Here is a 14006-nt window from a genome sequence, read left to right on the forward strand (position 1 = left end):
GTCACAGACCGGACTCGTCGTCGCGCACCAGGATGCAGCCGCATTCCGGGCACGTCACCACCTCGTCCTCGGGCGCCTGGCGCAGCACCTGCAGGTCGGTGCCGGCGAGCACCATGCGGCATCCTTCGCACGTGCGGCGCCGGAGCAGGGCCGCGCCGGCGCTGCGGGCGGCCACGCGCTCGTACAGCGCCATCAGCTCGCCGGGGAGCCCGCCTGCGATCGCCGCGCGGTCGCGGGTGGCGGCATCGAAGGCGGCTCCTGCCTCGGCCACGGCACGCTTGCCTTCGGCGCTGAGCTCGGCGCCCTCGGCGTTCGTCGCCGCGATGAAGCCCTCCTGCTCGGCGACGGCCGCATCGGCGAACTCCAGTCGCTCCATGACGGACAGCTCGGCGTCCTCGAGGTCGCTCTTGCGACGCGCCAGCGCGGCCAGCTCGCTCTCGAGCCCCTGGGCCTCCTTGGCGTTGCTCGAGGAGGCGAGCCGCTGCGCGTCGCGCGCCGCCCGGGCGTCCACGACCGCGACGTCGGACTCGATGCGCGACAGCTCGGTGCGCAGATCGTCGCGCGCGCCCAGGCGGTTCGACAGCTCCGCCGAGAGCTCCTGCCGGCGCCCGAGGAGCTCCTGCACCCTCGCGGCCTGCGGCGGGTTCCGGCGGGCGTGGTCCGCCTGGCGGATGCGGGCGTCGAGCTGGGCCACCTCGACGAGGCGGCGCTGGTCTGCGGCGGTGGCTTTCACGTCACCAACCTACCCCGCGAGCCGTCGACGCCAGGAGCGGCGGGGACTAGCATTCGACGATCGGCTCTCCGATGACGAAAGGCGCGAACAATGGGCGTTCTCCGCACCAAGTCCGTCGAGCGATCCATCGCCGACACCGACGAACCGGAGTACCGGCTCAAGAAGTCGCTGTCGGCGCTGGACCTCACCGTCTTCGGCATCGGCGTCGTCATCGGCGCCGGCATCTTCACCCTCACCGGCCGGGCGGCGCACGAGGTCGCCGGCCCCGCGATCGTGATCAGCTTCGTCGTCGCGGCGATCGCCTGCGCGCTCGCGGCGCTGTGCTACGCCGAGTTCGCCTCCACCGTGCCGGTGTCCGGATCGGCCTACACCTTCTCGTACTCGTCGCTGGGCGAGCTCTTCGCGTGGATCATCGGGTGGGATCTCATCCTCGAGATGTTCCTCGGCGCCAGCGTGGTCGCACAGGGCTGGAGCGCGTACCTCGGAACCCTCATGGAGCAGCTCGGTGCGCCGATCCCCGCGGAGATCGGCTACGGCGGCACGGTCGACCTCATGGCGATCCTGCTGGTGCTGGTGCTGGGCGGGCTGATGACCTTCGGCATCAAGGAGTCCCTCCGGGTCAACCTCGTCCTGGTGGCGGTGAAGATCTTCATCGTGCTGTTCGTCATCATCGCCGGCATCCTGTTCGTGAACCCCGCCAACTGGTCGCCCTTCGTGCCGGAGGCCGCGCCCCGCGAGACCGCGACCGGCCTCGGCCAGCCGCTGCTGCAGTTCCTGTCGGGCATCGAGCCGATGGCATTCGGCGTCGGCGGCATCTTCGCCGGTGCGGCGCTGGTGTTCTTCGCATACATCGGGTTCGACGTCGTGGCCACCACGGCCGAGGAGACCAGGAATCCGCAGCGGGACATGCCGATCGGCATCATCGCCTCGCTGGCGATCTGCACGGTCCTCTACTGCGCGGTCGCCCTGGTGGTCACGGGAATGGTCTCGTACGAGGAGCTCGACCCCGCCGCGGCGCTGGCGAACGCCTTCGCCTACCACGGGCAGGCGTGGATGGCGACGCTGATCTCCGCCGGCGCGGTCGCCGGCCTCACGACGGTGGTGCTGACGCTGCTGATCGGCGCGACCCGCATCATCTTCGCGATGTCGCGCGACGCGCTGCTTCCCGCGGGCCTGGCCAAGGTGCACCCGAGGTACCGCACGCCGTGGCTCATCTCGATCATCGTGACCGTCATCGTCGCGGTCGTGGCGGGTCTCACGCCGATCGGCCTCCTCGAGGAGATGGTCAACATCGGTACGCTGTCGGCCTTCGTGCTCGTGTCGGTCGGGGTCATCGTGCTGCGCCGCAAGCGGCCCGATCTCAGGCGCACCTTCCGCGTGCCTTTCAGCCCCTGGCTGCCAGGACTGTCGGCGGCGGTCTGCGTCTACCTGATGCTCAACCTCACCGTCGAGACGTGGCTGCGATTCCTGGTGTGGCTCGCGATCGGCTTCGTCATCTACTTCGCCTACTCGCACCGGCACTCGAAGGTCGGTCAGCCGGGCTACGAGGAGTTCGCCCTGCCGCATGTCGTCTCGCACACGCGCGACGACAGCGACGGCGATCCGCGCCGTTGAACGTAACGGCGAAGTGGGCCCTGCCGGGGTCGAACCGACGACATCCACGGTGTAAACGTGGCGCTCTACCAGCTGAGCTAAAGGCCCGCGCGGTCAGTCTACGAGGTGCGTCCGGATCGTCGTGAACTCGCTAGGCTGGCAGCTGGTGCGTTGTGCACGGCAGACAAAGCCTGCGCCGCTCCGGTAGAGATTCCCTGGCACGATCTGCCAGACGACGAAAGGTCTTCTGTGACTGTCAACGATCAGGATCCGTACTCGCAGGAACCCCTCGACAGCGATCCCGATGAGACCTCCGAGTGGCAGGAGTCCCTCCAGCAGCTCGTGCAGGCGAAGGGCCACGGCCGTGGCCGCGAGATCATGCTGAGCCTGCTGCAGACCTCCCACGAGCTGCAGCTGAACGTGCCGCAGGTTCCCACGACGGACTACATCAACACGATCGCCCCCGACAACGAGCCCGAGTTCCCCGGTGACGAGGAGCTCGAGCGCCGCTACCGCCGGTGGATCCGCTGGAACGCCGCGATCACGGTGCACCGCGCGCAGCGCCCCGGCATCGGCGTGGGCGGTCACATCTCGACCTATGCCTCCTCCGCGTCCCTCTACGAGGTCGGCTTCAACCACTTCTTCCGCGGCCTCGACGACCCCTCCGGCGGCGACCAGGTCTTCATCCAGGGTCACGCCTCCCCCGGCATCTATGCGCGGTCCTTCCTCGAGGGGCGCCTCGACGAAGCGCAGCTCGACGGCTTCCGCCAGGAGAAGTCGAAGTTCCCCGACGGCATCCCGTCCTATCCGCACCCGCGTCTCATGCCGGAGTACTGGCAGTTCCCGACCGTCTCGATGGGTCTCGGCCCGATCAACGCCATCTACCAGGCGATGACGAACAAGTACCTGACGAACCGGGGCATCAAGGACCTCTCGAACTCACGCGTGTGGGCCTTCCTCGGCGACGGCGAGATGGACGAGGTCGAGAGCCGCGGCCAGCTCCAGGTCGCCGCCAACGAGGGCCTGGACAACCTGACGTTCGTCGTCAACTGCAACCTGCAGCGCCTGGACGGCCCTGTCCGCGGAAACGGCAAGATCATCCAGGAGCTGGAGAGCTTCTTCCGCGGCGCCGGCTGGAACGTCATCAAGGTCGTGTGGGGGTCGGGCTGGGACGAGCTGCTCTCGAAGGACGTCGACGGCGCGCTGGTGCACCTCATGAACACCACGCCCGACGGCGACTTCCAGACGTACCGCGCCGAGGACGGCGCCTTCATCCGCGAGCACTTCTTCGGGCGCGACGAGCGCACCGCCGCTCTGGTGAAGGACTGGTCGGACGACGACATCTGGGGCAAGCTGCGTCGCGGCGGCCTGGACTACCGCAAGGTCTACGCCGCCTACAAGGCCGCGACCGAGCACAAGGGCCAGCCCACCGTGATCCTGGCCAAGACCATCAAGGGCTACGGCCTGGGTCACCACTTCGAGGGCCGCAACGCGACCCACCAGATGAAGAAGATGACCCTTCAGGACCTGAAGTACTTCCGCGACTCGATGCGCATCCCGATCTCGGACGCGCAGCTGGACGAGAACCCCTACCTGCCGCCGTACTTCAACCCCGGCGCACAGGACGAGACCATCCAGTACATGCTGGAGCGCCGCAAGGCCCTGGGCGGGTTCCTCCCCGAGCGCCGCTCGCACCACGTCGGCCTCCAGCTTCCGGGCGACGAGGCCTACGCGCTGCCCAAGAAGGGCTCCGGCACGCAGGAGATCGCCACGACCATGGCGTTCGTCCGCCTGCTGAAGGATCTGCTGCGCGCGAAGGACTTCGGCCACCGGATCGTGCCGATCATCCCGGACGAGGCCCGCACGTTCGGCATGGACGCGTACTTCCCGACCGCGAAGATCTACAACCCGCACGGTCAGAACTACACGTCGGTCGACCGCGAGCTGCTCCTGGCGTACAAAGAGAGCCCGCAGGGCCAGATCATGCACGTCGGCATCAACGAGGCCGGTGCCGTCGCGGCCTTCACCGCGACCGGCACGTCGTACTCGACGCACGGCGAGCCGCTGATCCCGGTGTACGTCTTCTACTCGATGTTCGGCTTCCAGCGCACCGGCGACGCCCAGTGGGCGGCGGGCGACCAGATGGCGCGCGGCTTCATCATCGGCGCCACCGCCGGCCGCACCACGCTCACCGGCGAAGGCCTGCAGCACGCCGACGGCCACTCGCCGCTGCTGGCATCGACGAACCCGGCGACCGTCTCGTACGACCCGGCCTACGGCTACGAGATCGCGCACATCGTCCGCTCGGGGCTCGAGCGGATGTACGGCGGCAACCACCCCGACCCCAACGTCATGTACTACCTCACGGTGTACAACGAGCCGCTCGTGCAGCCGGCCGAGCCCGAGGGCGTGGACGTCGACGGCATCGTGCGCGGCATCCACCGCATCTCGTCGCTCGAAGGCGAAGGGCCCCGCGCGCAGATCCTCGCCTCGGGCGTGGGCGTGCCGTGGGCGCTCGAGGCGCAGCAGCTGCTGCGCGACGACTGGGGCGTGCAGGCCGACGTGTGGTCGGTGACGTCGTGGAGCGAGCTGCGCCGCGACGGTCTCGCGGCGGACGAGCACAACTTCCTGCACCCGGACGAGGAGCCCCGTACGGCGTACATCACCGAGAAGCTCGCGGGAGCGCCCGGGCCGGTCGTCGCGGTCAGCGACTTCATGCACGCGGTGCAGGACCAGATCCGCCCCTGGGTGCAGCACAACTTCGCCACGCTGGGCGCCGACGGATTCGGCTTCTCCGACACCCGCGCAGCGGCTCGCCGGTTCTTCAAGATCGACGGCCCCTCGGTCGCGGTCCGCACGCTCCAGGCCCTCGCCGCCGAAGGCGCCGTGGACCGCAGCCTCGCCGCGCAGGCCATCCAGAAGTACCGCCTGCACGACGTCACGGCCGGAACGAGCGGAAACGCGGGCGGCGAGAGCTGATCCGCGAATGGGCAAGTCCGCCGAGGTGATGGACAAGCCCGAGACGCTCGCCTGGCTGCGACGCATCTCGGGCGATCTCGCCACCGTCACGATCAAGCGCCTCGAAGAGACGCTGCCCTGGTATGCCGAGATGCCGCCGGCCCGACGCTCCGCCGTCGGGCTGGTGGCACAAGCGGGCATCACCTCGTTCATCTCCTGGTACGAGGATCCCGCCTCCACCCCGTGGATCGCGGCGGACATCTTCGCCGTCGCCCCCCGCGAGCTGCTGCGCAGCGTCAGCCTGCAGCAGACCCTCCAGCTCATCCGGGTCACCGTGGAGGTGACCGAGGAGCGCGTCGCGGGCAAGGGCGAGCACCTTCGCGAGGCGATCCTGCTGTACTCGCGTGAGGTCGCGTTCGCGGCGGCGGACGTCTACGCGCGGGCAGCCGAGGCCCGCGGACTGTGGGACGCCCGCCTCGAGGCCCTCGTCGTGGACTCGATCCTCACGGGCGAGGCCGACGAGGAGCTGCCCAGCCGCATCGCCGCCCTCGGGTGGCACGGCCACGGCGAGGTCGCGGTGCTCGTAGGCACGACTCCGCCGCAGTTCGACGTCGACCAGCTGCGCCGGACCGCCCGCAAGCTGGGCGTCGACGTGCTGATCGGCGTGCAGGGCTCCCGCCTCGTGCTCGTGGTCGGCCGCGCGGACCCCGGCTCGCGCGCGGACGACGCCGCGACCGATCTCCCCTTCGCGGAGATCGCGCGCCGGCTGGAGCCGGGCTTCGGCACCGGGTATCTCGTGCTCGGTCCCACCGTCCCGGCGCTCGTGGACGCGAGTCAGAGCGCCCGCGCGGCGCTGGCGGGCTTCGCCGTCGCACGGGCGTGGCGCCACGCGCCGCGTCCGGTGGAGGCCGACGACCTGCTTCCCGAGCGCGCCCTCGCCGGAGACCCGCTGGCCAAGGTCACGCTGGTGGAGCGCATCTACCGACCACTGCAGGCACACAGCGCCGACCTGGTGTCGACGCTGTGGGCGTACCTCGACAACGGCCGGTCGCTCGAGGCGACCGCGCGCGAGCTCTTCGTGCATCCGAACACCGTCCGCTACCGCCTCAAGCGCGTATCGGAGGTCATCGGCTGGGATGCGACGGGCCCGCGGGAGGCGCTCATCCTCCAGACGGCGCTGATCCTGGGCTCCATCGGGACGGATGCCGCGCGCCGGCGTGCGCCCTCCCAGCGACGGGCACCAGCCTGATCGCGACGGCGCCCGGTGTGCACCACGCACAAAGCATGCCGGCATTCTTTGACCGTATCGCCAGAACCCGCCGGATGATCCTTGACAGGATGGAACGGTGATAATCGCCGTCTTCCCCGGGCAGGGCTCCCAGACCCCCGGCTTCCTGGCTCCGTGGCTCGACGAGGACGGCGCCGCGGAGCGGCTCGCCCGCTACTCGGAGTGGTCGGGGGTCGACCTCGTCGCCGCCGGGACCCAGTGGGATGCCGACCGCATCCGCGACACCCAGGTCGCCCAGCCGCTCATCGTGGCGGCGAGCCTGCTGTCGTGGAACGCCCTCCCCGACCGAGCCGCCATCGGGGGCGTCGCCGGTCACTCCGTCGGCGAGTTCGCCGCCGCGGCGGCCGCAGGCGTCCTGAGCGAAGAGGCGGCGCTGACGCTCGTCGGCATCCGCGGCCGAGCCATGGCGGAGGCGGCAGCGGCGGCCGAGACCGGGATGAGCGCCGTGATCGGCGGAGACGAGGCATCCGTCCTCGCCCGCCTGGACGAGCTGGGGCTCGCCCCCGCGAACTACAACGGCGGCGGCCAGCTCGTCGTGGCAGGCGCGCTTCCCGCCCTCCAGGCCCTCGCCGCCGAGCCCGTCGCGGGCACGCGCGTGATCCCGCTGCAGGTCGCCGGCGCGTTCCACACGCAGTACATGTCCCCAGCGGTCGAGACGCTGCGGGCAGCCGCGGCCGACCATGAGGTGTCAGACCCGGGCGTGACGCTGTGGACCAACCGCGATGGTTCCGCTGTCGCCTCCGGACGCGCCTTCGTCGACCTTCTGGTCGAGCAGGTCGCCTCGCCGGTGCGCTGGGACCTGTGCATGGCCTCTTTCGCCGACAGCGGCGTGTCGGGCATCGTCGAACTGTCGCCGGCGGGCACGCTCGTCGGGCTCGCCAAGCGCGCGCTGCGCGGGGTCCCGGCCGTCGCCGTCAAGACACCCGCCGACCTGGAGGCCGCCGGCGCACTGCCGGCCGCCGATGCCTGACCGGAGTACCCGAATGACCGCCAGCCTCATCCAGCCCACCGGCGCCGCGCACACGCGCATCTACGCGTACGGCGCCGCACGCGGCGAGAACGCCGTGCCGAACGACGACCTCGTCGGCCCCATCGACTCCAGCGACGAGTGGATCCGTCAGCGCACCGGGATCGTGACCCGCATGCGCGCGTCGGCCGGCACCGATGCGATCGATCTGGCGACGGATGCCGCGCGCGAGGCGATCGAGCGCTCGGGCGTCGAGGCGTCGCAGATCGACGCCGTCATCGTCGCGACGATCTCGAACCCCAAGCAGACCCCGTCGGTGTCGGCCATCGTCGCCGACCGCGTCGGTGCGAACCCCGCCGCCGCGTACGACCTCAACGCCGCGTGCGCGGGCTTCGCGTACGGCGTCGCGCAGGCGGACGCCCTCATCCGCGCCGGCGCCGCGCACTACGCGCTCGTCATCGGCACCGAGAAGCTCAGCGACATCGTCGACCCGACCGACCGCAGCATCTCGTTCCTGCTCGGCGACGGAGCGGGCGCGGCCGTCATCGGCCCCAGCGACAGCGCCGGCATCGGACCCACCGTGTGGGGCTCGGACGGCTCGAAGGCCGACGCGGTCGGGATGAACCACACCCTCATCGAGTTCCGCGAGGGCGCGGCGCCCTGGCCCACGCTGCGCCAGGAAGGGCCGACCGTCTTCCGCTGGGCCGTGTGGGAGATGGTCAAGGTCGCCCGCCAGGCCCTGGAGGCCGCCGGTGTGGAGGCAGCGGATCTCGCCGCCTTCGTCCCCCACCAGGCGAACATGCGCATCATCGACGAGTTCGCCAAGCAGCTCGGCCTCCCCGACACGGTGCTGATCGGCCGCGACATCGAGACGACCGGCAACACCTCGGCGGCCTCGATCCCGCTCGCGACGCACCGGCTGCTCGAGGAGCACCCCGAGCTCTCCGGCGGCCTGGCGCTGCAGATCGGCTTCGGCGCCGGGCTGGTCTTCGGCGCACAGGTGGTCGTGCTTCCCTGAGGCCGCGAGCCCCGACCATAGACTGAGACCCGGCCCGCCCCCGGGTCCGCGTACCCCCAAGAAACAGGAGAATCCCATGGCATTCACCAGCGACGAGGTCCTCGCCGGACTCGCCGAGCTCATCACCGACGAGACGGGCATCTCGTCCGACGAGGTCGCTCTCGAGAAGTCGTTCACCGACGACCTCGACATCGACTCGATCTCGATGATGACGATCGTCGTCAACGCCGAGGAGAAGTTCGGCGTCACCATCCCCGACGACGAGGTCAAGAACCTGAAGACCGTCGGCGACGCCGTCAGCTACATCACGTCCAACCAGGCGTAACCCCTTCCGGTGGGGGCTGCGGCCCCCACCGGCACACCCACGAGGACTTTCACCGTCATGAGCAACTCCCGCATCGTCGTCACCGGCATCGGCGCGTCATCGCCCCTGGGCGGCACGGCACCCGAGAGCTGGTCGGCCCTTCTGGACGGCGTGTCCGGCACGCGGTCCCTCGAGCACGAGTGGGTCGAGCAGTACCAGCTGCCGGTGACCTTCGCCGCGGAGGCGAAGGTGCGTCCCGACACCGTGCTCGAGCGCCCCGTAGCCAAGCGTCTCGACCCGTCGTCTCAGTTCGCTCTCGTCGCGGCCATGGAGGCCTGGGCGGACGCCGGAAGCCCCGAGGTGGAGCCGGAGCGCCTGGGCGTGGACTTCGCGACCGGTATCGGCGGTCTGCACACCCTCCTCGACGGCTGGGACACGCTGCGCGAAAAGGGCCCGCGTCGGGTCCTGCCGATGACGGTGCCCATGCTCATGCCCAACGCCGCGGCGGGCAACCTGTCGCTGCACTTCAACGCCCGGGCCTACGCGCGCACCGTCGCGAGCGCCTGCGCGTCGAGCACCGAGTCGATCGTCAACGCCATCGAGCACATCCGCTCGGGGCTCGCCGACGTCGTGATCGCGGGAGGCACCGAGTCGGTCATCCACCCCGTCACGATCGCCGCGTTCTCGTCGATGCAGGCGCTGTCCCGGCGCAACGACGACCCGGCGACCGCCTCGCGGCCGTGCAGCATCGACCGCGACGGCTTCGTCATGGGCGAGGGCGCCGGAGCTCTCATCCTCGAGACGGAGGAGCACGCCCGCGCGCGCGGCGCCAAGATCTACGCCGTCGTCGCCGGCGGCGGCGTGACGGCGGACTCGTACCACATCACGGCGAACGACCCCGAGGGACTCGGAGCGGCCCGGGCGGTGAACCTCGCGCTGGAGATGGCGGATGCCTCGGCCGACGACGTCACGCACATCAACGCGCACGCCACCTCGACCCCGGTCGGCGACCCGAACGAGTACCAGGCGCTCCGGGCCGTCTTCGGCCCGCGCATCGACGAGATCCCGGTGTCGGCGACGAAGGCCTCGACCGGTCACCTGCTCGGCGGCACCGGAGCGCTCGAGGCGATCTTCACGGTGCTGGCGCTGCGCGACCGCGTGGCGCCCCCGACCATCAACCTGACGACGCAGGATCCGGCGGTGCCCTTCCGCATCTCCGGGTCGCCGACCCCGCTCGGCGACGGGCCGCAGTTCGCGATCAGCAACTCCTTCGGCTTCGGCGGGCACAACGCGGTAGCGGCCTTCGCATCGGTCTGAGTCGCACGCACGTCGAAGACGCCCCGATCCCCTCGGCGAGAGGGAGATCGGGGCGTCTGTGGTGACAGGCGGTGGTTCGCGGTCCCGCTGCCCGGGATCATCGGCCTCCGAGCCTCGGTAGTGGCGCCTCGCACCGCCCGGGTCTGTGAAGTTGTGTCACGCCGACGTGGCGGCGGCCGGGCCGCGCCCGGCCGGAGATCAGCCGACCTTGTGGAGCCAGACGACCGGCGCCTCGTCGCTCGCGTGCCGGAACGGCTCGAGCTCTTCGTCCCACGCCGCACCGAGGGCGACCTGCAGCTCCCGGTGCAGCTCCGAGGCGTCGCCGCCGGCGATCTCCATCGCATACCGGATGCGGTCCTCGCCGATCACGACGTTGCCCGCGGAATCGGTCTGGGCGTAGTGGATGCCGAGTCCCGGGGTGTGCAGCCAGCGGCCGCCGTCGCTGCGCGGGGTCGGGTCCTCGGTCACCTCGAACCTCAGGTGCTCCCAGCCGCGGATCGCCGTCGCGAGGGCCGAGCCGGTGCCTGCCGCGCCCTCCCAGTAGAACTCGGCGCGGCGGCTTCCTGCCAGCACCGGCTGTTCCGCCCAGTCGAAGCTGACGGCGCGGCCGAGGGCCCGACCGACCGCCCACTCGAGGTGCGGGCACAACGCTCGTGGCGCGGAGTGGATGAAGATCACCCCACGCGCCTTGTGTGTCGCCATGATCTCTCCGTTCGTCAGGTGCGTCTTCCCCTACGACCTGAGACGGTGTCACAGCGTGCTGTTCGGTTGTGCTGTCGCCATTATCGCCGAGGGGGCGGTGGAATCACAAGTGTGTGATTCCACCGCCCCCTGATGAGATGCGGGTCAGGCCTCGCTCATGGCCTGGACCGCGGCCTTGCCCTTGGCCGCGTAGTAGGCCGCGCGGGCGGCGTCGCGGCGCGCCTGCTCTGCCTGCCCGGCGTCCAGGACGTCCTGGGGGACCTCGAACTGGTCCGTCGTGGGCTTGCCGTGGTACTTCTCGATGTAGGCGTCGAGCTCGGGGCCGGACTCCCACGACGTGATGAGGCAGTAGCGCGGCGCGTCGCCGTCGTGGTGCACCGCGTGCCACAGTCGCTGCGTGTCGACGATGAGCTGCGCGCCGGCAGGGAGCGCCACGCGGTACTCGATGCTCGGGTCGGTGCGGTTCTCGCGCAGGACGAAGTAGCTGTTCTTGTCGTCCGTCAGGTTGAAGAAGCCGCGGACCACCCAGCCGGTGCCGTCGGGGTTGAGGCGGTTGTTGTCGTCCTGGTGCAGGTTGTACAGCGCGTCGGCGTACGTGTTCGGCTGCAGTTCGATGATGCGGCAGCGCCCCACGTTGGAGCCCGGCTCCTGCGCGCGACGCGTCAGGGTCGGCGCCTTCTCGGTCTGCTCGGGGATCCAGACGCCGTCCTTGTCGGTGCGCGGCGGCGTGTGGTTCCAGAACCCGTTGCACTCGATCTCGCCCTTGGCGGAGGCGAGCGGTGCGAACCGGGTGTCGCCGGAAGACTTCCAGTCGACGTACTCGATCGAGAGCCACTCCTGGGGATCGATCTCCTCCCCGTAGGAGTCGAGCACCACGAAGCCGGTCTCATCGAGAGCGGCGGACTTGATGTAACCCATGACGAATCATGCCTTTCGGTCAGTGAGCCAGCACGTTTTAACAGGCTCAACTTAGGCAAGCCTACCTCGCACCCCTCGGGCGCCCCCGTGACCGAGCCGTGAATAACCGGCGCCCCGGCGGCCCGCCGATTCCGCGCCGGGGGCCCCGAATAGACTGAAGGAGCCATGGTCACTGCCACGAACGTCGATGCGACTGCTGTCAACACGATCGGGTGGCTCTCCGCCGCGGACTGGACCATCGTCGTCCCCGTCTACCAGCGGCAGTACCGGTGGGACATCGGCGGATGCGAGCAGCTGCTGGCCGACATCCGCGCCGTCGCGGACCTCGACGACCGGCACATGCACTTCATCGGCTCGATCCTGTCCTCCGCGAGCGGCGAGGGCGAGGGCGCGGAGCTCGTGCTCATCGACGGGCAGCAGCGCACCACCACACTGATGCTCCTCGTCGCGGCCCTGCACCACACGGTGCGGGAGGCCCGGCCCGACCTCGCCGACGAGCTGCAGCGCGTCCTGGTCCACTCCCACGACGTCACCCGCACGAAGCTGCGACCGCACCGCGCGTGGGCCGGCGTGTTCGAGCGCGTCGTGCTCGACCTCCCGCTGCCGCCCGGTGAGCACCGCGACTCCCGCTTCGACGACAACTACGCGTTCTTCCGCAGCCAGATCAGCGTGGAGGAGGCGCCGCACATCTGGCGGGGGCTGCAGAAGCTCGAGCACGTCGCGATCACGCTGGGTGCGGGCGCGAACGCCCAGCAGATCTTCGAGAGCCTCAACTCGACGGGCGAGCCGCTGCGCGACCACGAGCTGATCCACAACTACGTCCTGATGGGGCTCACGCACGCCGAGCAGCGCGAGGTCGAGGCGGACTTCTGGCGGCCGATCGAGGCGAACACGGGCGACGCGATCGCCGACTTCTGGCGGCAGTACCTCGTGATGCGGACCGGCCGCGAGGTCACCGTGGTCGGCGGACGCGGTGTCTACGACGCCTTCCGTCACGAGTTCCCCCGCCTCCCGTTCCCCGAGCTCGTCGCGCGGGCAGAGGAGTGGCGCGCGCTGTCACGCGTGTACCGGGTGCTGCTGCGGCCGGACGAGGCGCCGGATGCCGAGATCGCACAGCAGCTCCGTCACCTCAACACCTTCGGCACCGCGATGTACCCGCTCGTCATGCGCGCATACCGGGACGTCGAGACCGGTGCGCTCGCCCGCGAGGCGTTCATCGAGACCCTGGAGATGATCCAGGCGCTGTTGATGCGCCGGTCGGTCGTCGGGACGGGCACGCAGCGCCTCGTCGCGCGCCTGTGCCGCGCCCGAGAAGCGGGATGGGAGGCCCTCGTCGCGGCGATCTCACGCATCACGCCGTCCGACGAGCGCATCGCCGTGGCGCTCAAGTACTCCGAGCTGCCGCACGCGCGATATGCGCTCGGGCGCATCGCCGGACTCGACCCCGCCGCCGAGGTCGACATCGAGCACATCTTCCCCCTTGCCCCCGGCGATGCCTGGTCGGGCGACGGCGTGCGGGAGTGGGCCGCGTACAGCGAGGACGAGCAGAACAGTCATCGCGCGCTCGCCCAGACCATCGGCAACCTGGCCGTGCTCGAGGAGGACCTCGCGTTCCGAGCCTTCGACCGCTCGTTCCCCGAGAAGAAGGCCCTCTACGCCCGGAGCGCGATCGTGACGACCGCCGAGCTCGCCGAGGTGCCGGCGTGGGGCACCGCCGCCATCGCCGAGCGCTCCCGGCACCTGACCGAGCGCTTCGTGCAGGTGTGGAAGCGCCCCGGTGGGCCCGCCATCGACGACGACGGCCTCACCCCGATCCTCGACGCGGTCCGCCGGCGGGGATGGCCCCCCGGCTGGCACCGCGAGTGGTCGTACGTCGAGTACTGCGGCGAGCACTGGGAGGTCTACGACGTCAAGCACCTCTTCAACCGCGTCTTCAAGCGGCTGTGGGCTGATGCGCGTGCGGCGGTCGTGTCGTACAGCGCCCGCCGCGGCGGCCCGGTCTACACCGCGCAGTCCTGGAACGGTCAGTGGGATCGACTCGACGACCATCACTCGCTCTACATGGGGTGGGACTCCAGCTACATGCTGAGCGCCGTGCAGGGCGTCCTCGAGGAGGCGGGCATGGCCCCCGAGGTCTTCGTCAAGTACTCCTACATCGGCGAGGCGATGTGACGGGCGGGACGGATGCCTCGCGCCGAGGCATCCGTC

General features: G+C 70.2%; 11 protein-coding genes and 1 tRNA gene. 8 read left to right on the forward strand and 4 right to left on the reverse strand.

The annotated features are described in order from the left end of the window. Position 1 precedes the first annotated feature (1 nt). Entirely contained in the window at positions 2-733 is a 732-nt protein-coding gene (locus ACFRAL_RS06485) for a zinc ribbon domain-containing protein (RefSeq protein WP_378880948.1), read from the reverse strand. A gap of 90 nt (positions 734-823) precedes the next feature. Here ACFRAL_RS06485 and ACFRAL_RS06490 point away from each other — a divergent pair, with 90 nt between their 5' ends. Further along, positions 824-2347, forward strand: coding sequence for an amino acid permease (locus ACFRAL_RS06490; protein WP_378880951.1), 1524 nt, complete (start codon positions 824-826; stop codon positions 2345-2347). A gap of 14 nt (positions 2348-2361) precedes the next feature. Here ACFRAL_RS06490 and ACFRAL_RS06495 read toward each other — a convergent pair. After that, positions 2362-2434: transfer RNA gene (locus tag ACFRAL_RS06495), tRNA-Val, on the reverse strand. Positions 2435-2575: 141 nt separating this feature from the next. Between ACFRAL_RS06495 and aceE the strand changes: the two genes are divergently transcribed. From aceE to ACFRAL_RS06525, 6 genes are all read left to right on the forward strand, one after another. Beyond that, positions 2576-5305, forward strand: a complete 2730-nt coding sequence (aceE, locus tag ACFRAL_RS06500) for a pyruvate dehydrogenase (acetyl-transferring), homodimeric type (RefSeq protein WP_336397108.1) — start codon at positions 2576-2578, stop codon at positions 5303-5305. 7 nt (positions 5306-5312) lie between these two features. Then, a complete protein-coding gene (locus tag ACFRAL_RS06505; protein WP_378880954.1) occupies positions 5313-6533 on the forward strand; it encodes a PucR family transcriptional regulator in 1221 nt (406 codons plus the stop codon). Positions 6534-6630: 97 nt separating this feature from the next. Continuing rightward, entirely contained in the window at positions 6631-7542 is a 912-nt protein-coding gene (locus tag ACFRAL_RS06510; protein WP_336397107.1) for an ACP S-malonyltransferase, read from the forward strand. Positions 7543-7555: 13 nt separating this feature from the next. Further along, on the forward strand, positions 7556-8557 hold the full coding sequence (locus ACFRAL_RS06515; protein WP_336397106.1) for a beta-ketoacyl-ACP synthase III: 1002 nt from the start codon (positions 7556-7558) through the stop codon (positions 8555-8557). A 76-nt stretch (positions 8558-8633) separates the two neighbouring features. Continuing rightward, on the forward strand, positions 8634-8882 hold the full coding sequence (locus tag ACFRAL_RS06520) for an acyl carrier protein (RefSeq protein WP_336397105.1): 249 nt from the start codon (positions 8634-8636) through the stop codon (positions 8880-8882). Positions 8883-8939: 57 nt separating this feature from the next. Beyond that, positions 8940-10178: a beta-ketoacyl-[acyl-carrier-protein] synthase family protein gene (locus ACFRAL_RS06525; RefSeq protein ID WP_336397104.1), complete on the forward strand. Its 1239-nt coding sequence runs from the start codon at positions 8940-8942 to the stop codon at positions 10176-10178. A gap of 198 nt (positions 10179-10376) precedes the next feature. Here ACFRAL_RS06525 and ACFRAL_RS06530 read toward each other — a convergent pair whose 3' ends face one another. Both ACFRAL_RS06530 and ACFRAL_RS06535 read right to left on the reverse strand, forming a co-directional pair. Continuing rightward, the gene (locus ACFRAL_RS06530; RefSeq protein ID WP_336397103.1) at positions 10377-10880 is read right to left on the reverse strand and encodes a DUF3145 domain-containing protein; all 504 of its coding nucleotides are present in this window, start codon (positions 10878-10880) and stop codon (positions 10377-10379) included. Positions 10881-11024: 144 nt separating this feature from the next. Next, entirely contained in the window at positions 11025-11798 is a 774-nt protein-coding gene (locus ACFRAL_RS06535; protein WP_336397102.1) for a hypothetical protein, read from the reverse strand. A 165-nt stretch (positions 11799-11963) separates the two neighbouring features. Between ACFRAL_RS06535 and ACFRAL_RS06540 the strand changes: the two genes are divergently transcribed. Continuing rightward, positions 11964-13970, forward strand: coding sequence for a DUF262 domain-containing protein (locus tag ACFRAL_RS06540; protein ID WP_336397101.1), 2007 nt, complete (start codon positions 11964-11966; stop codon positions 13968-13970). Positions 13971-14006 lie beyond the last annotated feature (36 nt).

The organism is Microbacterium sp. NPDC056736, assembly GCF_042790415.1.
Lineage (GTDB): Bacteria > Actinomycetota > Actinomycetes > Actinomycetales > Microbacteriaceae > Microbacterium.